Genomic DNA, 20058 nt, shown 5'->3' on the forward strand with positions numbered 1-20058 from the left:
GCTAGATGCCAGCGAGCACCGCAATGTCGCCGGTGCGCCAGATGTTATCGACCGTGTTGCGCGTGATGACCCAGCCATCGCCGGCTCTGGCCAGCTCCACGTCATACCGGTTCTTCATCAGGTAATGGCGGGTGGGATCGCTGCGCGGAACGTGCTGCGCTTCCACCAGTGCATCGAGCCGCGCCGTGTCGCCGTCGATGGTCACGCGCGCGTTGGTCACGGAGTGCGTGGTATCGAGCGTTGCCAGCGAGGCGCGCAAGGCTGCGACGATCACGTCTCTGCCCTCGATGACAGGATAGTCGAAGCCCGCCTTGGCGGCTGCCGGACGAAAATCGGAGACGGCGTTTTCCGCCAGCGCCGACGCCAGCAGGGACTGGTCGCGCAGATCGATGCCGGCAGCGAAGCGATAGAGGGCATCGACAGCCGCAAGCTTGTCGGCGGTGTCGCCGGTGAACGATGGTGAGTTGGTCATGGGTTGTCCTTTTTGGTGCGGGTGGCGGGCGGAGTGCCGCCATGCCCGGGATGTGCGCCCTTGCAGGTGCGTTGGTTATTCGAGTGCGGCGTCGATGCGAGCGATCAAACCGTCGGCACCGAGCCTGATCCTGAGCCAGCCTGTTTCGTGGCCGAAATCGCCGGTGAAGTCAACTCGGGCGGTGGCTGCGCTGTCGCTCAGCCGCTCCAGCGCCAGCAGTTTCGTGCTGGTGTGATAGCCGACGAAGTACTGCGCGAGGTAGCGGCGGATGCCGTCGGTGCCGATAAAGGCATCGCCCACCGAGACGTCCTCGATGAACGCTTCGGCGCTGAACAGCGCCAGCGTGCCCGCCACGTCGAAGGCGTTGGCGTTCTCGATAAACTGGTTTACCAGCTTTTCCATGAGTTACTCCTCGATGTCGATGATGGTGGTGTCGGCAATGCTCGCAGCAAAACCATTGCCAAACAGCGTGGCCGGCGTCTGGAAGCCGGGACGGTATTCGCCGGCCAGCACGCGCCGGCCTGCCTCGGCGGCAGCGGTGGCGGTGAAGGTGTAGCCGTTGACCGTGTCGAGGATCGAGCGCACCACGGAGCCGTCCGCACCGGTCACTTCGGCCACGGCCTGGTACCGGTTGGCTTGCCGTTCGTGTTCGGTGGGACCATCGGGCAGCGCCGCCAGGTCGCCCTGCGGAAAGCCGGGACCGGTCACGTGGACGTAGGCCGCGATGTCGGCCACGCCGGTGGCGCGCCAGAGCGTGACAAGGTCGGGCAGGGTGACCTGGAAGCACTCGACCGGCCCCTTGCCAAAGTCGAACTGGCGGATCGTGGCGGCAGGCTGCGCCACCAGCTTGCCGCCGGCGCGCGCCAGCGTCGCGTTGGTCACGCCGGCCATGGCGCTGATGGCCGAACCGCGCGACAGGCCGCCAGCGACATGCATGGCGACCGCGATGCGCACGGGATGGCTGGTTCGCGCCACGGCATGGCCGGCCAGGCAACCGAGCATGGCGACGCTGCCGCCGCTGCCGGGCAACAGCATCACGTTGGCGGCACGGGCTTCGGCGTCGATTTCTTCGGCCAGCCGGTAGCCGTCCAGCTCCGCTGCCACGTCGAGGTAATGCACGCCATTGCGCATGCCGGCCCGCATCAGCACCCCAGCGGTGGCAGCAAATGGTCCCGCGCAGTTCAACAGCACACCGATGTCCGCCAGCGAGCGGTCGATCAAGGCATTGTCGTCCAGTGCGAATACCCGGTATTCCACGCCAAGGCTGGCGGCCAGCCCGGCGAGGTCCGGCTGGCTGCGTCCCGCCAGGATCAGCGGTGTGCCTGCCGCTGCGGCGCTCTGCGCCGCCATGCGACCGGTGTAACCGGTCGCGCCATAGATCATCAGTTTTTTCATGTCAGTGCTGCCATTCCTTGCAAATCGGGATGGCCGGCGGGGCCCAGTTTGCCGTCGTAGTCGAGCACATGGGCGATGCCCAGCGGGGCCAGTGCTGTTTCATAGAATGCGATCGAGCGAGCGATGTCGCTGACGGAGATGAAAACGTGGTCGAGCATGGGTTCTCCTTGAATCAAAGGATTGATGATAGGGGCGGCGCTCCCCGCTCACTCACCTGAAGCTCTTTCAAACTTGCCTATTTCTGCTTTTTGATTGCAGGGCAGGACGCCGCCTGTTAGTGTCGAAACATGGAAGATAAAATGAAAACACTGCGGGCGTTGGCCGCCGGTGCGCAAAACCGCCGTACCGACACCGGCATCCCGCGCGTGGCCATGGTGCAGGGCGCAATCCCGGAACACCTGCTGGCGGCCGTGTACGACCCGATGATCAACCTGATCCTGACCGGCTCCAAGACCATGACGGTGGGCGACCGCACCTTGCACTAAGATCCGGCCACGTATTTTGTCATGTCGGTGGATCTGCCAGCGGTGGGGGCGGTGCATCCCGCCGCCACAGGGGAACCGTACCTGGCCGTGAGCCTGACGCTCGATCCGGCCATTGTCGCGGCGCTGATCCGCGACTTGCCGGTGCAGATATGCAGCACATTGTCCGGTTCCGGATTCTCGGTGGCGCCGGTGAACGACGACTTGCTCGATGCATGGATACGCATGCTGCGGCTGATGGAGCGGCCGAACGAGATTGCGGTGCTCGCTCCCGCCTACGAGCGCGAGATCCTGTTCCGCGTGCTGCAAGGGCCGCTGGGCTGGATGTTGCGCGACATCGCCGCGCCCGACACGGCGCTGTCGCGCATCGCTGTCGCCATCAACTGGATACGCAATAATTTTACCGAGCAGGTGAGGGTGGAGGCGCTGGCCGAGATGGCGGCATTCAGCGTGTCGGCTTTTCACCGGCATTTCAAGGCGGTGACGGCCTTGAGTCCGTTGCAGTATCAAAAACGGCTGCGGCTGCTGCATGCGCGTGCGCAGCTGATTGCCGGCCAGGGCAGCGCCACGTCGATCGCCTTCAGCGTGGGCTACGAGAGCCCCAACCAGTTCAGTCGCGAATATTCTCGCCTGTTCGGGCTGCCGCCTTCGCGCGACGTGGCGCAGGCATTGCGCTATGCGAGCAACAGCCAGGCGTAGCGTGCACGTTCACGGCTGAACTGCAAGGCGCATTGGTACCCAGCCTGAAAGGCGACCGGGGACGCGTCGTATCGCTCGAACCTGGCTTTCTGCTTGCCGACCTGCTGTTACCGCAATTTTTCAAGCGAGGAGACGATCTGGTCCAGCGCGCCCACTTCAAACGTGGGCACCGCCTGCGACGTATTGGGCAGCCGGTCGCGGTTGAACCAGCAGCTGTCGATGCCGTAGCGGTTGGCGCCGAGGATGTCGGCGTCGAGGCGGTCGCCGATGATGATGGCCTGGTCCTTGCTGAACGGCTTGGCCATCTTTGCCGCGTACTCGAAGAAGCGCACGTCGGGCTTGGCGTGGCCGGAGCCTTCCGAGGTGGCCACGAAGGAAATGTAATCCTGCAGGCCGGAGCTGGCGATGCGCAGCCGCTGGATATGTTCCGCGCCGTTGGTGATGATGCCCACTTCGCCGATCGCGGCCAGCGTTTCGCATACCTGTTTGGCGCCGTCGATCAGCACCACCGAGTTGGCCAGCGACGCCAGGTAGATGTCACTGGCTTCCTTGGGATCGAGGTCCATCTGGTGCGCCAGGAAGGTCATGCGGAAGCGCTCGACCTTGAGAAACTCGGTGGTCACTTCACCGAGTTCCAGGCTGCGCCACAGCGCCACGTTGATGGCCTGGTATTGGCTGAACAGGCCGTCGGGGACGGTGTCCAGGCCCAGCACCTGCATGGTGTGCTGGAACGAGAGGTGTTCGGAGGCGCGGAAATCGAGCAGGGTATCGTCGAGGTCAAACAGAAATAGCCGGTGCTTCATGTCTGGTCAAGGCAAGAGTTTCTAATTGGCGATGTTAGCACGCCCGGCGCTATCGTGGTCACGCTCCCCAGAGTCCGGCGATTTGCACCAGCACGATCTTTAGCACCGTCATCGACGGGAAGATCATGGCGTAGCCGATGTCGGGCCGGTCGGTGGGCGCGATGCGGTTGGCAAACGCGAGGATCGCCGGGTTGCCGGTGGCGCCGGCGACGATGCCGGCCACGCTGTCGAACGGCAGGCGGAATACCAGCATCGCCATCAGCATGGTGACGGCCACCAGCGTCGCCACGATGGCGCTGCCCAGCAGCAGGTACAGCAGGCCGTTGTCGGCAAAGGTGGCGGCAAAGGTGGCGCCGGACGATATGCCCACCACCGCAAGGAACAGGGTCAGGCCGAAATTGCGCAGCACCAGGTTGGCCGACAGCGGCATCGCCCACTGCAATGGCCCGGTGCGGCGGCGCCAGCCGAGCAGCAGCGCCACCAGCAGCAAGCCGGCAAAGCCCAGCGACAAATGGCCCAGCAGCGGCAGCGGCCAGTGGATGGCGCCAAACGCCAGGCCCAGCGTGACGCCCACGCCGATGCCGATGTAACTGATCTCGCCCGTGCCCCGGATCGAATCGCCGAACAGCACCCGCAGCGCATCGAAACTGGCGCGCGGCGCCATCACGCCGATGCGGTCGCCGTACTCGAGCAGCCGGTCCGGCCTGAGCGGCAGTTCCATGTCGCCCCGGCGCAGGTGCAGGATGCGCGCATTGAGCGCCGGCGGCAGTACCAGCGCCGCCAGCGGCCGGCCCGCCACGCTGGCGCTGGAAATGAAGAAGCGTTCGTAATCGAGGTCGCTGCGGTCGCGCAGCATGCGGCCGGGACGGGAGGGGCCGAAGCGGGTGGCGGCGTCGTGCAACTGGTCGCGGTCGGTGCCGGTCACCAGCAGCACGTCGTCGCGCTCGATGCGCATGGCATCGTCGGCCACCAGGTTGTGGTGGCCCCGGCGAATGGCGACGATCGCCACGCCCGCCGGCAGGTTGCGCGCGGCGTCCGCCAGCGTCATGCCGATCGCATAGAACTCGTCGACGGCGATTTCCTCGGCATGCAGCGCGGACGCGCCGCGCCTGGCCACCGTGGGTTTGAACACGGCGTTGTATACGCCGAGCAGCAGGATCGGCACGGCCACGCCGATCGGATAGGCCATTGAATAACTGGTGGCAGGCGCGGCGCCGAAGACGGCCAGCGCCGCCTGCAGCGCAGCGGTGCTGGTGCCGGCGCCGGCGTACGCGCCCAGCGCATGCGGCAAGTCGATGGCTGGCAGCCAGCGCGCGGCAGCGAGCGTGACCGCCAGTGCCGCGCCGACCGCGATCAGCGCCGCCAGGTTGGCCTTGAGGCCCTCGGCAGTGGTCAAGCCCCGGAAAAATTGTGCGCCATACGCAATGCCTACGCCGTACAGAAACAGCAGCAGGCCCAGGTTGCCGAGGATGGCTGGCAGTACCAGCGTGGGCGCGAACGCCCCCACCGCCAACCCGATAAACAGCACCGCGCCGGACCCGAGCGACAAACCCCTGACACTGACCGCCCCCAGCAAGTAGCCGGCAGCGATGGTAAGAAACAAGGCCAGCAATGGCTGACCGGCAAGAAATGCGCCGAATTCGAACATGACCCCGCCATCGTCGATGAAATTGCGCCAATGTTACGCTAACCGCAACTGGTTGACGGGAAATTTGGTCAATGTGATAATGAGAATTATTCTCAAATGACTGGGTATTGTGTGAACGCCGCGCTATCTCCCCCTTCCATCGCCGACATCTATCTCCAGCACAACGGCTGGCTGCTGCGCTGGCTGAGGGGCAAGTTGTCGTGCGCGGACCAGGCGGCGGACCTGGCGCAGGAAACCTTTGTGCGCCTGCTCGCCGCGCCCGCCGATGCGCCATCGCTGCGCGAACCGCGCGCCTATCTGACCACCGTGGCCCGGCGGCTGGTGATCGACCATTACCGCCACCAGTCGCTGATGCAGGCGTGGCACGACACGCTGGCGCAACTGCCCGAGCCGCTGGCGCCGTCGCCGGAGGACCGGCTCGAACTGCTGCAAACGCTGGACCGCATCGACCGCATGCTCGATGGCATGGGCGCGAAGGTGCGCGCGGCGTTCCTGATGGCGCAGCTGGAAGGGCTGACCTATGCCGACATCGCCACCCGCCTGGGCACCAGCGAACGCACGATCAAACGCTACATGGTGCAGGCGTTCGCGCGCTGCATCGTGCTGATCGCATGACCGGCTTCCTGGCCATGCCACAAGTCGACGCCCGCGCCGCGCGCGAGGCGGCGCAATGGCTGATCCGCCTGAACGGCCACAACGACCAGCACGGCCAGCACGGCCAGCAGGGCCAGCTACAGAGGCAGAGCGGCCAGCAACGGAGGCAGGGCGGCCAGGCCGGCCGGCACGGCGACGAGGACCGGCAGACGGCCCGGCCCGACGCCGCCACCGTGCAGGCGTGGCAAGCCTGGCGCGCTGCCGACCCGGTCCACGAAGCGGCCTGGCAGCGCGCCGAGCTGGTACTCCGCACGCTGGGCATGGTGCCGCCGGCCATCGCCGCGCCCGTGCTGGGCCGCCCGGCAGTGGACCGGCGCGCCGCCACCCGTGTGCTGGCCGCACTGATCATCGCCGGCCCGGCGGCACTGGCCGGCTACGCCACGGTGCGCGCCGCGCCGTGGCAGGACTGGTTTGCCAATGTGCGCACGTCCACCGGCGAGATCCGCACCTTGATCCTCGACGACGGCACCAGCCTGGCCGTCAATACCGGCACCGCCGTCGATATCGCTTTCGACGCCACCACCCGTCTGCTGCGCCTGCACCACGGCGAAATCCACGTGGCGGCCGCGCCGGACCGCAACAACCGGGTACGGCCGCTGGTGGTGCAGTGCGCCAGCGGCAGTGTTTACGCGCTCGGCGCCCGGTTCTGCGTGCGCGCCAATCATGGCGTGCTGGCGCCATCCGCGCAGGTGGCGGCGCTCGAGGGCACCGTGGAACTGCGTCCGGCCAGGGCGCCGCTGCAAGCGACGGTGCTCGGCGCCGGCTGGCAGGCGGCAATGACCGAACACGCCATCGCCATGCCTGCCGCCGTGCGCGGCGGCGTGGCTGCGTGGGTCCACGGCGTGTTGCTGGCCGACGACACGCCGCTGGCCGACTTCGTGGCCGAACTGGCGCGCTACCGGTCCGGCGTGCTGCGCTGCGATCCGGCGCTGGCCCGGTTGCGCGTGTCGGGCGCATTCCAGTTGCGCGATACCGACAACATCCTGCAGTTGCTACAACGCTCGCTGCCGGTGCGCATCCGCCAGCGCACCCGCTTCTGGGTCAGCCTCGAACCCGCATGAATAAAGTGTCCCTTTTTGCAGGCTGGCACGTCAGACCATATGACACCATCTGATCGACGAAAGGGAATTCATGAAGCAGTCTCCACCCCGCCTCCAGTCCGCCGCGCTTGCCGTCCTCTCGGCATGGGCCATGCTGTTGGCTTTGCCCGCGCAACCGGCACTGGCCCAGGCCAGCACCGCGCTCCAGAACTTTGCGATTCCAGCCGGTGCGCTGGGGCCGGCGCTGTCGCAGTTTGCCGTCGCGCTGGGCGCCAGCATCGCCATCGACAGCAACCTGGTTGCCGGCAAGACCACGCGCGGCCTCAATGGCAGCTACACGGCCGGCGACGGCTTCGCCCGCCTGCTGGACGGCACCGGCCTCGAACTGGTGGACCAGGGTAATCGCAGCTACACGCTGCGCAAGCCGGCCGTTGCCGACAACCCGGCGGCCCTGTCGGCCGTTACCGTGAGCGCCCAGGCCGATCCAGGCACCGAAGGCACCGGCTCGTACACGTCAGCCGCCATGAACACGGCCACCGGCCTGACCCTGTCGCAGCGGCAAACGCCGCAGTCGGTGAGCGTGGTGGGCCGCCAGCAAATGGACGATTTTCACCTGACCACGCTGCAGGACGTGGCGCAAGCGGTGCCCGGCATCTACAGCAAGGGACAAGCCGTCTCCGACCAGGAAACCACGTATTACGCGCGCGGCTTTGCCGTGAGCCAGGTCAGCGTCGATGGCCTGGGGCTGGACGTGACCGGCTTTAACGAGCGCAACGTCTCGGCCGACATGGTGATGATCGACCGGGTGGAGGTGGTGCGCGGCGCCACCGGCCTGATGCAGGGCGCCGGGGCGCCGGCCGGCAGCATCAACCTGATCCGCAAGCGTCCCACCGCTGTGCCGCTGTTCAACGCCTCGGCCAGCGTCGGCAGCTGGCATGACCGCCACGTGACCGCCGATGTCGGCGGCGCGCTCAACGAGACCGGCACGCTGCGCGCACGCGTGGCCGGCAGCTGGCGCGACAGCGACAGCTTCGTGGACGTGGTCAACCACCAGAACGCCACGCTGTACGGCATCGTCGAAGGGGAGCTGGCGCCTGCTACCACGCTGGCCGTGGGCTTCTCCACCCAGCAAACCCGTACCAATGGCGTGTTCGTGGGCCTGCCCACGTTTGCCGACGGCCGCCACATGGACCTGCCGCGCTCCACGTACCTGAACAATGCCGATTCGTTCCAGGACCGCGACAACGACGTGCTGTTTGCCGACCTCGAGCACCAGCTGGCCAATGGCTGGCGCGCCCGCTTTGCCGCCACCCATATCGATGCCTCGTCCGACACCCGCAACACCACCAACAACCGCATCGACGGCCAGCCGTACCAGCTGAACCAGACCGAAACCGGCTGGAAGTACGGTACCCGGCAAAGCGTGGCGGACGCGCGCATCAGCGGCCCGGTCCAGTGGTTCGGCCGCCGCCATGAAGTGCTGGCCGGCGCCAGCTACCGCAGCGACGCTTCCACCGCAGCCCAGTCGTGGGACAGCCTGTCCAGCCGCACGGTCGACATCGGCAACTGGAATCCGTACCAGTACCAGATGGTGGGCGGCGTGGTGGCGCCGTATAACTGGGGCCGCAAGACCCGCGAAAAGGGCCTGTATGCCGCCGCCAACCTGAGCCTGGCCGACCCGCTGCACCTGGTGCTGGGCGGGCGCTTCGGCTGGTACACCCAGGACGTGACGGGCTGGTACGAAACGGCCGCCACCTGGAAGCGCAGCCTCGATGAAAGCGCCAGATTCACGCCATACGCCGGCGTGGTATATGACGTCAGCCGGCAGCATTCGCTGTACGCCAGCGCCACCAAAATCTTCCAGCCGCAAAGCGCGATGGACGTCAACGGCAACACCTTGCCGCCGCTGGCCGGCACCAACCTGGAGCTGGGGGTGAAGGGCGAGTACTTCGATCGCAAGCTCAACGCCAGCGCGGCCGTGTTCCACATCGACCAGACCAACCGCGCCATGCGCGACGAAGTCAATTGCCCGACCGGTGGCCGGCTGTCGTGCTCGCGCGCGGCGGGCGAGGTCGAGAGCGAAGGCGTCGATCTGCAAGTCTCGGGCCAACTGGCGCCGGGGTGGCAACTGACCGGTGGCTACACCTATGTGCTGGCCAAGTACACGAAGGACAGCAACGCCGCCAACGTCGGCCAGCGCACCGCCACCGACGAGCCGCGCCACCTGTTCAAGCTGTTCAGCAGCTACCGGCTGGGACAGTGGAATCTCGGCGGCTCGGTGTATGCGCAGGACCGCATTTACCGCAGCGAGACAGGCTACAACACCGCGCAGGGCGCGTATGCGATTGCCGGCTTGAGCGCCGGCTACCGCATCGACAGGAACTGGCAACTGCGCGTCAACGTCGATAATCTGTTCGATCGCAGGTACTACTCGGCGCTCGGCTATTCGTGGTCGGGTGGGCTGGACCGCTATGGTGCACCGCGTTCGGTTCTGGTAAGCCTCGACTACCGGATGTAAGCCGTCTCGGGTGTGACCACAAGCGATTGCTTGCGGTAGACTGTCGGTCCATCCTCCGCCAGGCTAGTCCAGTGAGCAACATCGATCCGCCCGTTCCGCCCGCCGCATTTGCGCCCGATGCCGATTTCACGGCGCTGTTCGATGCCGTGCCCACGCCATGCCTGGCAGTCACGCCCGACCTGGTGATTGTGGCAGTCAATGATGCCCACCTGCGCGCCACCGGCGGTCGGCGCGCGCAGCTGCTGGGCCGCCACCTGTTCGATGCGTTTCCCGATAATCCCGATCTCGACCAGCCCGACGGCTCTGCCAATATCGGCGCGGCGATTGCGCGCGTGATACAGACCAAGGCGCCCGACACCTTGCCGATCCAGCGCTACGACGTGCCGGCCGAAGACGGGGTGGGCTTCGTGGAGCGCTACTGGAAGCCGGTGCACGTGCCGGTGCTGGGCGCCGACGGCGAGGTCAAATACGTGATCCAGCACGCCGAGGAAGTCACCCAGCGCGTGCGCGAGGCCGACCAGGCTGCCCAGATGCGCGCGGAACTCGTGGCGCAGGCGCAGACCATCCGCGACCATCATTCGATGGCCGAGCTGTTCCAGCAGGCACCCGTATTCATGGCCATGCTCGAGGGCCCCGCGCACCGCTTCACCTTCGTCAATGCCGGCTACCTGCAACTGATCGGCCAGCGCGAGGTACTGGGACTGACCGTGGCGCAAGGTCTGCCCGAAGCGGCGGACCAGGGCTTTATCGTGCTGCTCGACGAGGTATACCGCAGCGGCAAACCATATGTCGCCAACGGCACCCGCTACCTGATGCCCGCCACGGCGCACAGCCCCGCCGCCGAGCGCCACATCGATTTCGTCTATCAGCCAGTGCGCGACGGCGACGGCCTCGTTACCGGCATCCTGGTGCAGGGGATCGACGTGACCGATCGTGCACTGCGCGAACTGCGGCGCCATGCACTGGTGCGCCTGGGGGACGCCGCGCGCCGCGTACGCCAACCCGACGATCTGCTGATCCAGGCCTGCGTGATCCTGGGCGAGACCCTGGGCGCCAGCCGGGTGGGGTACGGCAGCGTCGATCTCGATACGGAGACCTTTACCGTGGCGCGCGACTGGTCTGCGCCAGGCTTGCAGGCGCCGCCGGCCACGCTCAAGTTCAGCGACTACGGCAATTTTCTCGAAGAACTGAGCCAGGGCAGGCTGATCGCCATCGACGATGTCGATTTCGATCCGCGCACGCGCGACATGGCCGTCAAGCTCAAGTCCCGCCATGCCGGCGCTTTTGTCGATGTGCCGGTGATCGAGCGCGGCACGCTGGTGGCGATGATCTTCGTCACCAGCGACCAGCCACGCTGCTGGAGCGAGGACGACCTGGCCCTGATCCGCGAAGTGGCCGAACGCACCCGCTCCACCAGCGAACGACTGCGCAGCGAGAGCGCGCTGCGCGCCAGCGAGGCGCGGTTTCGCACCATCGCCAACGCCATGCCGCAAATGGTGTGGTCCACGCTGCCCAACGGCATGCACGACTACTTCAACCAGCGCTGGTACGACTTTACCGGCGTGCCGCCCGGTTCCACCCACGGCGAGGCCTGGAACGGTTTGCTGCACGCGGACGACCAGCCGCGCGCCTGGGCGCTGTGGCAGCAATGCCTGGCCACGGGCGACACCTACGAAATCCAGTACCGGCTGCGCCACGTCTCGGGGCGCTTTCACTGGGTGCTGGCGCGCGCCTTGCCGATTCGCGGCGACACCGGCCACATCATCCGCTGGATGGGCACCTGCACCGACATCCACGAACAGAAACTGGCGGAAACCGAGTGGCGCCAGGCCAGCCAGCGCAAGGACGAATTTCTGGCCATGCTGGCGCACGAGCTGCGCAACCCGCTCGCGCCGATCAGCACCGCCGCCCAGCTGCTCAGGCTGCGCGGCAGCCACGACACACCGATCCAGCATGCCAGCGACATCATCATCCGCCAGGTCAAGCACATGACCGACCTGGTGGACGACCTGCTCGATGTGTCGCGCGTCACGCGCGGGCTGGTGCAGCTCGAACAGCAGGACCTCGAGCTGATGGCCATCGTCAACGGCGCTGTCGAACAGTCGCGCCCCTTGCTCGAGGCGCGCCACCACGCGCTGGTGCTGCGCCTGCCGCCGGGCCAGCTGCACGTGCGCGGCGACAGGACCAGGCTGGTGCAGGCGCTGGCTAACCTGCTCAACAACGCCGCCAAGTACACGCCGCAGGGCGGCGAAGTGGTGCTGGCGCTGGAAGCCCGCGCTGACAGTGGCGAAGTGGCCATGTCCGTGACCGACAACGGCATCGGCATGTCGGCCGAGCTGCTGCCGCGCGTGTTCGACCTGTTCGCCCAGGCCGAGCGCACCCCGGACCGGGCCCAGGGCGGCCTCGGGCTGGGCCTGGCGCTGGTGAAAAGCATCGCCGTGCTGCACGGCGGCAGCGCGGCAGCCGCCAGCGATGGCGCGGGCAAGGGCAGTACCTTCACCATCCTGCTGCCGCTGCTGCCGCCAGCGGCGGTCGCCCCGCAGGCGCCGTCTGCCGCGCCGCTGCCGACCATGCTGCCCGAAGGCCGCAGCCTGCGCCTGATGGTGGTGGACGACAACCAGGACGCCGGCCGCACGCTCGGCGCGCTGCTCGAAGCGCAGGGCCACCAGGTACTGATTTTCGAGGACGCCGAAACCGCGCTGCGCGCCAGCGCCGCCCACGAAGTCGATGCATTCATCCTCGACATCGGCCTGCCCGACATGGACGGCTACGAACTGGCGCGCCGGCTGCGCGCGCAAGCTGGCACCGCCAGCAAGCTGCTGATCGCGCTGACCGGCTACGGCCAGGCGCATGACCGGTTGCTGTCGAAGGTCGCCGGCTTCGACCACCATTTCGTCAAGCCGGTGGACCACGCGGAGCTGGGCCGGGTGCTCGCGGGTTGACGTTTTAACTTGAGGTTTGCGGCAAAGCGGCCTATAATTTTATTTCACGAATTAAAGTTCGCTATCCGAATAATTGCAGGGTGGTTTTAGCCGGCATTGGCCTGCTCTGCTCCCTGAATTTATCGAATAAAAGTTCGCATTCCGAATAACTAGCCCCAGTCTTTTGCCGGGGAGCCATCATTCGACCGCCGAACCAAACTATAATTCGCACTCCGAACTTGATGGAGTGCAGCATGACCCGACCGACAGAATCGACCAAAGCGGCGCCGGCCGATCCGAAAAACACGGTGCAGTCCCTGGCCAAGGGCTTCAAGGTACTGCAGGCGTTTACGGCGCAGGAGCCGGAGCTGACCATGGCCGAGGTGGCGCGCAAGGCGGGGCTCGACAACGCCACCGCGTTCCGCTTCCTCAACACGCTGGTGGGGCTCGGCTACGTGGACAAGGTGGACAACAGCCGGCTGTTCCGGCTGTCGTTGAATGTGCTGGACCTGGGCTTTCACGCGATCGCGCGGTCGGACTTGCGCACGCTGGCGCGGCCGGTCCTGCGCGGGCTGGTGGGCGAGGTGAACGAGGCGGCGTCGATCGGCGTGCTCGATGGCAGCAGCGTGGTGTACGTGGAGCGGGTGCAGGCGGGGCTCACGCAACTGGGCGTGGATGTGCGGATCGGCAGCAGGGTGGCGGCCTATTCGAGCGCGGTGGGGCAGGCGATCCTGGCCTGGCTGCCGCAGGACCAGCAAGTGAAGGTGCTGCGCGGCCAGCCGCTGGTCAAGCTGACGGAAACCACGCTGACCGACATCGACGCCCTGCTCGAGCGCCTGGCCCAGATCCGCGCGCTAGGGTATGCGGTGTCGAACCAGGAAACCGTGGCCGGCCTGTACGTGATGGCGGCGCCGGTGCTCGACATCGACGGGCTGCCGGTGGCGTCGCTGAGCGTGGCCGCGCCGGCGCACCGCAGCACCTTGCGCCAGTTCGAGGAAAACACGATTGCCGGCGTGGTGGCGGCAGCGGGGCAGTTATCGAAGTCCTTGCAGGCGACCGGCGGTTACGCCGGCCAGGGCCGCTAGGACGCGCCGATGGTCATCCTGGGCGCCGCCGGATACACGGGCACCACCATCATCGTGGCGATGGTGGTGGCGTACATCGCCCTGACGGGATGGCTGACCGCGCGCACGCGCAGCCGTACCGCCAGCGAATTCATGGTGGGCGCGCGCACCATGCCGGCGGTGGTGGTGGGCGTGTTGATGGTGTCCGAGTTCGTGGGCGCCAAGTCCACGGTGGGCACCGCGCAGGCGGCGTTCGAGTCGGGCATGGCGGCGTCGTGGGCGGTGCTGAGCGCGGCGATCGGCTTTCCGATCTTCGGGCTGCTGCTGGCGCGCAGGTTGTACAACTCGGGCGAGTACACGATCTCCGGTGCGATCTTCCAGCGCTACGGCCGCGCCACCCAGATGATCGTCTCGCTGATCATGATTTACGCGCTGCTGCTGGTCAACGTGGGCAATTACATCAGCGGCGCGGCGGCGATTGCGACGGTGTTGCAGGTGAGTTTGCCGATGGCGGCGTTCGTGATCGCGGCGGTCAGCACGTTCTATTTCGCCTTTGGCGGCATGAAGAGCGTGGCGTACGTGACGCTGCTGCACAGCGCCGTCAAGTACCTCGGCGTGCTGGTGGTGCTGGCGGTGGCATTGAAATTGAGCGGCGGCGTGGCGCCGATGGTGGCGACGTTGCCGCCCTGGTATTTCACGTGGGACGGCGCCATCGGCGCGCCGACCATCGTGGCGTTTTTCATCGGGAATGTCGGCGCGATTTTCTCGACGCAGTACATCATCCAGGCGATTTCCTCGACCCGGAGCGCCAATGCGGCACGCCGCGCGACGTTTATCGCGGGCTGGCTGGCGCTGCCGGTCGGGATCGCGCTGGGGCTGATCGGCGTGGCCGCGCGGTACCTGTATCCGGACCTGCCGAGTTTATATGCGCTGCCGGTCTTCATGCAGAGCATGAATGTGTACCTGGCCGGGTTTGTGGCCGTGTCGCTGGTGGCGGCGATCTTCGCCGGCGTGAGCACCGTGTCGCTGGCGATCGCCTCGCTGGTGGTGCGTGATTTTTATGTGCCGTTGTGCCAGCCCTCGCCGGAGCGCGAATTCCGCGCCACCCGGTGGATGGCCTTGGCAATCGGGCTGGTGCCGCTGGTGTTCGTGTTCTTTGCGCCCGGCCTGTTGCAGTTGTCGTTTTTTACGCGCGCCCTGCGCCTGTCGATTTCCGTGGTGGCCGTGATCGGCCTGTATTTGCCATGGTTCGGCGGCAGGCGTGGCGCCATGTGGGGGCTGCTGGCATCGAGCGTGGCCACCACCGTCTGGTACCTGCTGGGGGATCCCTGGGGTATCGACAATATGTATATCGCGCTGGTTACACCAGCGATCGTGATTCTGGTCGAGCGGGTGCTCGGTCCTGGGGGCGGCGTCAAACAATAGGCGCTGCCTATTTTTTGTCGCTCTGCGACCCTTTTGGAGATGATGCAACCGTGGTTCCGCCTGGAAGCCGGGCCAGGAATCGCGGTTGCCAATACGTATGAAGCAAACTCACAACCTGATCCTGGGCGGCATGCTGCTGTCCGGCGCCTGCGGCATCGCAGCGGCCCAAACCGGCAATTCGAACGTCAGCATCTACGGCATCGTCGACGTCGCCGTCACCCGCGTGGACCACCTGCCGGGCGGCGCCAAGACCTATATGCGCTCCGGTCCCAAGGACGGCAACCGCATCGGCTTCCAGGGCAGCGAAGACCTGGGCGGTGGCACCAAGGCCATCTTCAAGCTCGAAGCGGGCCTCAATACCGACGACGGCACCGCCGGCCAGGCGGGCAGCCTGTTCAACCGCGCCGCGTTCATCGGCCTGACCAACAACAAGCTCGGTACGCTGACCATGGGCCGCCAGTACTCGTCGTACTTCGACGCCCTGAACGCACTGGGTCCGGTACCGATTGTGACCGGTTCTGCCGGCGACCACCCGGGCGATATCGACGGCTTCGACATCACGATCCGCCACAACAACTCGATCAAGTACACGTCGCCGACCATGCACGGCTTCACCGGCAGTGCGATGGTCGCGTCGGGCGAGCAGGCCGGCCACACGGGCAGCGGCGGTTCGGCTGCCGCATCGGTCAAGTTCGACGGCAGCCAGTGGCACCACGCGCTCGGCTACCAGCTGCTGAAAAACGGCCCCAACCAGTTGAACTGGGACGCCACCACGGCGGGCAGCTTCAGCAAGTCGCCGGTCAACGCCGGCTACCTGTCGGCGCGCGACATCCAGTTCCTGGCCGCCGGCACCCGTTACCAGATGGGCGCAGTGAGCCTCGGCGGCTCGGTAAGCAATGTGCAGTACACGCCGAATGCCACTTCCGTGTTCCGCGACAAGGCCATTTTCAACACCGGCGCGCTGCTGGCGCAATGGCAAACGTCCACTCCGTGGCTGCTGGGCGCGGGCTACACTTACACCCAGGCCAACCGCGCCAATGGTATCACCGATGGCGCCCGTTACCGCCAGTTCGCGCTGCAGCAGGCGTACTGGTTCACCAAGCGTACCTCGGTGTACTTCCTGGAAGCGGTGCAGCGCGCCAGCGGCCAGACCCTGGCTGCCAACGGCCGCACCGTGATCGATGCGGACGCCGTGATCGGCACGTCGCAGGCCGGCCTGGTTGGCGATGGCGCCCATCAAACCATGTTCTCCATTGGCCTGCGCCATTCGTTCTAAGTCTCCCGCCTGACCCGTGCCGCCTGTGTGCGGCGCGGGCATCGACCGCATAGAGGTAACACAATGGCACTATCTAGACGCAAATTTTTGCTGGGCGCGACCGTAACCGGCGCCTGGGTGACCTGGGGCGCGCTGCCCGCCTGGGGCGTGGGCGCCACCGCCTCGTCGGCACAATTCATGGAAGTATCGAAGCTGCTGATCAACCACCAGCTCGACGAGACGGTAGGCGCGCGCATTGCCGCCGCTGCCGCAAAAAAATACCCGCAATGCGCGCAGATGCTGACGTCCATCGCCGCGCTGGCGCAGGCCAAGCAGGCCAAGCAAGTGGAAGACTTCTTCGGCGACATCCCGGAAGGACCGCTGCAGGAATTCGCCCACTGGGTGATCTTTGCCTGGTACTCGGGCTGCTCGTCGCCGAAAAAAGATGCGCAGCTGTTCACGTTCGAACACGCGCTCACGTACAAGACCACGGCCGATACCGTGGCAATGCCGTCGTACGGCTTCTCCGGTCCCAACCTGTGGAGCCGTCCGATCGTGCCGCTGTCCAACATGCCGATCTTCTGATCGAAGGAACACACAATGTCCAACCCAACTAGCGCCGACGTGGTCATCGTCGGCACCGGCGTCGTCGGTGTATCAATTGCCGAAACCCTGCTCGACGCCGGCCTGTCCGTGCTGATGCTCGAAGCCGGGCCGCGCGTCTCGCGCGCCGAAGTGGTCGAAAACTTCCGCAACCTGCCGCTGGCCCTGAAAGGCGATCCGTCGTCGTGCTACCCGCCAGCCGCCTGGGCGCCGCACCCGATGGCATCCATCGAAACCAAGGAAGACGCGTACCTGCAACTGTCGGGCCCCGACCGCTACGCGCAAAGCTATATCCGCTACGCGGGCGGCTCCACCTGGCACTGGGCCGGCACCTGCTGGCGCCTGACGCCCGAAGACATGCGCCTGAAAACCCTGTACGGCGTGGGCCGCGACTGGGCCATCGATTACCAGACGCTGGAACCGTACTACACCCGCACCGAATACGCGCTGGGCATTTGCGGTCCGTCCGAACCTGCCGAACAATGGCCGCCGCTGTCGGAAGGCGCCGCGCGCTCGAAGCCGTACCCGATGCCGCCGCTGCCGTTCGGCCCCGGCGAGCAGCGTTTTACCGACGTGGTGAAAACCCTCGGCTACAGCAATATCCCGACCGCGCAAGCCCGTAACAGCGGCACGTCGTACGACGATCGCCCAGCCTGCTGCGCCAACAACAACTGCGTGCCCGTGTGCCCGGTGGGCGCCAAGTACGACGCCGCCACTGCGCTCTCGCGCATCGAAGCCAAGGGCGCGAAAATCACGGCCAATGCCGTGGCCTATCGCCTGGAAACCGATGGCGCCAACCGCGTCATCGCTGTCAATTACTTCGACCAGAACAAGGCCAGCCACCGCGTGACGGGCAAGCTGTTCGTGCTGGCCTGTAACGGCATCGAGACGCCGAAGCTGCTCTTGATGTCGGCCAATGCGCGCAACCCCAACGGCCTGGCCAACAGCTCCGACCAGGTGGGGCGCAACATGATGGACCACCCGCAGCTGACCATGACCCTGACTTTGGCCGAGCCTTACTGGGCCGGCGTGGGACCGGTGGTCAACAGCGGCATCATGGAGACGTCGCAGGGCGCGTTCCGCAGCGAACACGCGGGTGCGTACTTCCGCTTCAATAACTTTGCGCGCAACCGCTTCGTGACGTTCGGCGCGCTGAAAAAAGGCCTGGTGGGCAAGGCGCTCGACGCCGAAATCCGCCGCATGACCGCCTGCACCGCCGACGTGGTGCTGGCGCACGAAGTGCTGCCCGACCCGAACAACCGCCTGACGCTGTCCGACAAGAAGGACTGGCTCGGCCTGCCGAAACCGGCGATCCATTACGACGTCGGTGACTACACGCGCAAATCGGCCGAAGTGTATTCGGTCCCGATCGGCAAGCGCATCGCCCAGGCCATGGGCGCGACCGACATCAAGCTCAGTCCCCAGTTCAACCAGAGCAAGCACATCATGGGCGGCACCATCATGGGCCTCGATCACAAGGATTCCGTGGTCGATGCCGATTGCCGCGCGTACGACCATGACAACCTGTTCCTGCCCGGTGGCGGCGCCATGGCCAGCACGGCCTGCGGCAACAGCACCATCACCATGGTGTCGCTGGCCTTCAAGGCTGCCGACGCGATGGTGCGCCAGATGAAGGGGGCGTGATGAAAGCACTGTTCAATACCTTGCGCGTGGCTGTCGTCATTGCGTCGGCGTTATGGTCCGTCGCCGCGCTGGCCCAGGCGCCGGTCCCACAATTCGACGCGGCCACCATCGCGCGCGGCAAATACCTGGCTGCGGCCTCGGACTGCATGGCGTGCCACACGGCGCACCATGGCCAGCCGATGGCCGGTGGCCTGGTGATGTCGTCGCCGGTGGGCGATATCGTCTCCACCAACATCACGCCATCGAAGCAATACGGCATCGGCAAGTACACCGCACAGCAGTTCAGCGACGCAGTGCGCAAGGGCGTGCGCGCCGATGGCCGGATGCTGTACCCGGCCATGCCGTACACCGCGTACGTTAAGATGACGGACGCCGACGTCAACGCCATGTACGCGTACTTCATGCAGGGCGTGCCGGCGGTGGACAAGGCCACGACCGAGACCAGCCTGCCGTTCCCGATGAATGTCCGACAGTCGATGAAAGTGTGGAACGCGCTGTTCCTCGACGACCAGCCGTTGAAGGTGAATCCCGAGCGCTCGGCGCAATGGCTGCGCGGCCAGTACCTGGCCGAAGGCGCCGCCCACTGCACCACCTGCCACACGCCGCGCGGCATGCTGATGCAGGAGGATAAGTCGCGCCACCTCGCCGGCGCGCAAGTGGGACCGTGGTATGCACCGAATATCACCTCGCACCCGGTGGCCGGCATCGGCGCCTGGACCGAGGACGAAGTGGTGCAGTACCTGCAAACAGGCCGGGTGGCCGGCAAGGCGCAGGCGGCGGGCAGCATGGCCGAGGCGATCAGCCTCAGTTTCAGCCACCTGGAGCCAGCCGACCTGCGGGCGATTGCCGTGTACATCAAGTCGCTGCCGGCGGCGGTTGGCGATGCGGACCAGGCCATTGGCGCCTCGCGCTTCGAGCAGGGCAAGGCAGGCAATGCGCTGGACAAGATCCGTGGCGTGAGCTATGGCGAAAATATCAAAGGCGCCAACCTGGGCGCGCAGATCTTCTCGGCCAACTGCGCCTCGTGCCACGGCTTCAATGGCCAAGGCACCAAGGATGGCTACTATCCTAGCCTGTTCCACAACTCGGCTACCGTCAACACCAGCAACCTGCTGGCAACGATCCTGCTGGGCGTGGACCGCAAAACGCTTGAGGGCCACGTGTTCATGCCGCCGTTCGGCGACCAGGTCAACGCTGTCAACCACCTGTCGGATACCGAGGTGGCAGCGCTGGCCAACTACATGCTGGCGCAATTCGGTCCCGGCCAGGCTGCCGCCACCATCACGACCAAGGCCGTGGCGGAAATCCGCCAGGGTGGTCCGCAATCGCACCTGTTGATGATGGCCCGTGCCGGCGCCGTGCTGGGCGTGCTGGCCCTGGCCCTGGTGATCGTCTTTGTCCTGCGCCGCCGCAAGCGCGCTGCCTCCGTTTAAGG

At 66.1% G+C, this 20058-nt stretch carries 17 protein-coding genes and 1 pseudogene; 12 read left to right on the plus strand and 6 right to left on the minus strand.

All coding sequences use genetic code 11. The features are described from left to right. Nucleotide 1: 1 nt before the first annotated feature. The 4 genes from SR858_RS09045 to SR858_RS09060 form a co-directional block, all read right to left on the minus strand. The gene (locus SR858_RS09045; protein WP_019922432.1) at nucleotides 2-472 is read right to left on the minus strand and encodes a nuclear transport factor 2 family protein; all 471 of its coding nucleotides are present in this window, start codon (nucleotides 470-472) and stop codon (nucleotides 2-4) included. A 75-nt stretch (nucleotides 473-547) separates the two neighbouring features. Next, nucleotides 548-874: a hypothetical protein gene (locus SR858_RS09050; RefSeq protein WP_019922433.1), complete on the minus strand. Its 327-nt coding sequence runs from the start codon at nucleotides 872-874 to the stop codon at nucleotides 548-550. Between the two features lie 3 nt (nucleotides 875-877). Then, nucleotides 878-1867 carry a saccharopine dehydrogenase NADP-binding domain-containing protein gene (locus SR858_RS09055; RefSeq protein WP_019922434.1) on the minus strand — a complete coding sequence of 330 codons (990 nt, stop codon included), beginning with the start codon at nucleotides 1865-1867 and terminating at the stop codon, nucleotides 878-880. After that, nucleotides 1864-2025 (minus strand): VOC family protein, encoded by a 162-nt coding sequence (locus SR858_RS09060; RefSeq protein WP_019922435.1) that lies wholly within the window; start codon nucleotides 2023-2025, stop codon nucleotides 1864-1866. The genes SR858_RS09055 and SR858_RS09060 overlap by 4 nt, the downstream gene beginning before the upstream one ends. Before the next feature lie 141 nt (nucleotides 2026-2166). Here SR858_RS09060 and SR858_RS09065 point away from each other — a divergent pair. Then, nucleotides 2167-2661 (plus strand): annotated as a pseudogene (locus SR858_RS09065) (AraC family transcriptional regulator); the annotation flags it as partial. Nucleotides 2662-2673: 12 nt separating this feature from the next. Then, nucleotides 2674-3048, plus strand: coding sequence for an AraC family transcriptional regulator (locus SR858_RS09070; protein ID WP_322534613.1), 375 nt, complete (start codon nucleotides 2674-2676; stop codon nucleotides 3046-3048). 107 nt (nucleotides 3049-3155) lie between these two features. On the opposite strand, the gene SR858_RS09075 is transcribed toward SR858_RS09070, so the two are convergent. Beyond that, nucleotides 3156-3851, minus strand: coding sequence for a YjjG family noncanonical pyrimidine nucleotidase (locus SR858_RS09075; RefSeq protein WP_019922438.1), 696 nt, complete (start codon nucleotides 3849-3851; stop codon nucleotides 3156-3158). Between the two features lie 58 nt (nucleotides 3852-3909). After that, a complete protein-coding gene (locus tag SR858_RS09080; RefSeq protein WP_019922439.1) occupies nucleotides 3910-5499 on the minus strand; it encodes an aspartate:alanine exchanger family transporter in 1590 nt (529 codons plus the stop codon). A gap of 96 nt (nucleotides 5500-5595) precedes the next feature. On the opposite strand from SR858_RS09080, the gene SR858_RS09085 reads away from it, so the two are divergent. From SR858_RS09085 to SR858_RS09130, 10 genes are all read left to right on the plus strand, one after another. Beyond that, complete coding sequence (locus tag SR858_RS09085) at nucleotides 5596-6114, plus strand: sigma-70 family RNA polymerase sigma factor (RefSeq protein ID WP_154819885.1); 519 nt, start codon at nucleotides 5596-5598, stop codon at nucleotides 6112-6114. Next, nucleotides 6111-7214: a FecR domain-containing protein gene (locus SR858_RS09090; RefSeq protein ID WP_019922441.1), complete on the plus strand. Its 1104-nt coding sequence runs from the start codon at nucleotides 6111-6113 to the stop codon at nucleotides 7212-7214. Before SR858_RS09085 ends, SR858_RS09090 begins: the two co-directional genes overlap by 4 nt. A gap of 70 nt (nucleotides 7215-7284) precedes the next feature. Continuing rightward, entirely contained in the window at nucleotides 7285-9711 is a 2427-nt protein-coding gene (locus tag SR858_RS09095) for a TonB-dependent siderophore receptor (protein WP_040377824.1), read from the plus strand. A 71-nt stretch (nucleotides 9712-9782) separates the two neighbouring features. Further along, nucleotides 9783-12653 (plus strand): PAS domain-containing protein, encoded by a 2871-nt coding sequence (locus tag SR858_RS09100; RefSeq protein WP_019922443.1) that lies wholly within the window; start codon nucleotides 9783-9785, stop codon nucleotides 12651-12653. Nucleotides 12654-12886: 233 nt separating this feature from the next. Further along, entirely contained in the window at nucleotides 12887-13717 is an 831-nt protein-coding gene (locus SR858_RS09105) for an IclR family transcriptional regulator (RefSeq protein WP_019922444.1), read from the plus strand. Between the two features lie 9 nt (nucleotides 13718-13726). After that, nucleotides 13727-15121, plus strand: coding sequence for a sodium:solute symporter family protein (locus SR858_RS09110; RefSeq protein ID WP_019922445.1), 1395 nt, complete (start codon nucleotides 13727-13729; stop codon nucleotides 15119-15121). 97 nt (nucleotides 15122-15218) lie between these two features. After that, nucleotides 15219-16397 carry a porin gene (locus tag SR858_RS09115; protein WP_019922446.1) on the plus strand — a complete coding sequence of 393 codons (1179 nt, stop codon included), beginning with the start codon at nucleotides 15219-15221 and terminating at the stop codon, nucleotides 16395-16397. 63 nt (nucleotides 16398-16460) lie between these two features. Beyond that, complete coding sequence (locus SR858_RS09120) at nucleotides 16461-16961, plus strand: sugar dehydrogenase complex small subunit (RefSeq protein ID WP_026637394.1); 501 nt, start codon at nucleotides 16461-16463, stop codon at nucleotides 16959-16961. Nucleotides 16962-16976: 15 nt separating this feature from the next. After that, nucleotides 16977-18623, plus strand: coding sequence for a GMC family oxidoreductase (locus SR858_RS09125; RefSeq protein ID WP_019922448.1), 1647 nt, complete (start codon nucleotides 16977-16979; stop codon nucleotides 18621-18623). Continuing rightward, the gene (locus SR858_RS09130) at nucleotides 18623-20056 is read left to right on the plus strand and encodes a c-type cytochrome (RefSeq protein WP_019922449.1); all 1434 of its coding nucleotides are present in this window, start codon (nucleotides 18623-18625) and stop codon (nucleotides 20054-20056) included. The genes SR858_RS09125 and SR858_RS09130 overlap by 1 nt, the downstream gene beginning before the upstream one ends. Nucleotides 20057-20058: the final 2 nt, after the last annotated feature.

Source organism: Duganella zoogloeoides (assembly GCF_034479515.1).
In the GTDB taxonomy this organism is placed as follows: Bacteria; Pseudomonadota; Gammaproteobacteria; order Burkholderiales; family Burkholderiaceae_D; genus Rugamonas; species Rugamonas zoogloeoides.

Coding starts and splice junctions, on each gene's coding strand:
- SR858_RS09045 (WP_019922432.1), bottom strand. CDS start 472: ATGACCAACTCACCATCGTTCACCGGCGACACCGCCGACAAGCTTGCG.
- SR858_RS09050 (WP_019922433.1), bottom strand. CDS start 874: ATGGAAAAGCTGGTAAACCAGTTTATCGAGAACGCCAACGCCTTCGAC.
- SR858_RS09055 (WP_019922434.1), bottom strand. CDS start 1,867: ATGAAAAAACTGATGATCTATGGCGCGACCGGTTACACCGGTCGCATG.
- SR858_RS09060 (WP_019922435.1), bottom strand. CDS start 2,025: ATGCTCGACCACGTTTTCATCTCCGTCAGCGACATCGCTCGCTCGATC.
- SR858_RS09070 (WP_322534613.1), top strand. CDS start 2,674: ATGTTGCGCGACATCGCCGCGCCCGACACGGCGCTGTCGCGCATCGCT.
- SR858_RS09075 (WP_019922438.1), bottom strand. CDS start 3,851: ATGAAGCACCGGCTATTTCTGTTTGACCTCGACGATACCCTGCTCGAT.
- SR858_RS09080 (WP_019922439.1), bottom strand. CDS start 5,499: ATGTTCGAATTCGGCGCATTTCTTGCCGGTCAGCCATTGCTGGCCTTG.
- SR858_RS09085 (WP_154819885.1), top strand. CDS start 5,596: ATGACTGGGTATTGTGTGAACGCCGCGCTATCTCCCCCTTCCATCGCC.
- SR858_RS09090 (WP_019922441.1), top strand. CDS start 6,111: ATGACCGGCTTCCTGGCCATGCCACAAGTCGACGCCCGCGCCGCGCGC.
- SR858_RS09095 (WP_040377824.1), top strand. CDS start 7,285: ATGAAGCAGTCTCCACCCCGCCTCCAGTCCGCCGCGCTTGCCGTCCTC.
- SR858_RS09105 (WP_019922444.1), top strand. CDS start 12,887: ATGACCCGACCGACAGAATCGACCAAAGCGGCGCCGGCCGATCCGAAA.
- SR858_RS09110 (WP_019922445.1), top strand. CDS start 13,727: ATGGTCATCCTGGGCGCCGCCGGATACACGGGCACCACCATCATCGTG.
- SR858_RS09115 (WP_019922446.1), top strand. CDS start 15,219: ATGAAGCAAACTCACAACCTGATCCTGGGCGGCATGCTGCTGTCCGGC.
- SR858_RS09120 (WP_026637394.1), top strand. CDS start 16,461: ATGGCACTATCTAGACGCAAATTTTTGCTGGGCGCGACCGTAACCGGC.
- SR858_RS09125 (WP_019922448.1), top strand. CDS start 16,977: ATGTCCAACCCAACTAGCGCCGACGTGGTCATCGTCGGCACCGGCGTC.
- SR858_RS09130 (WP_019922449.1), top strand. CDS start 18,623: ATGAAAGCACTGTTCAATACCTTGCGCGTGGCTGTCGTCATTGCGTCG.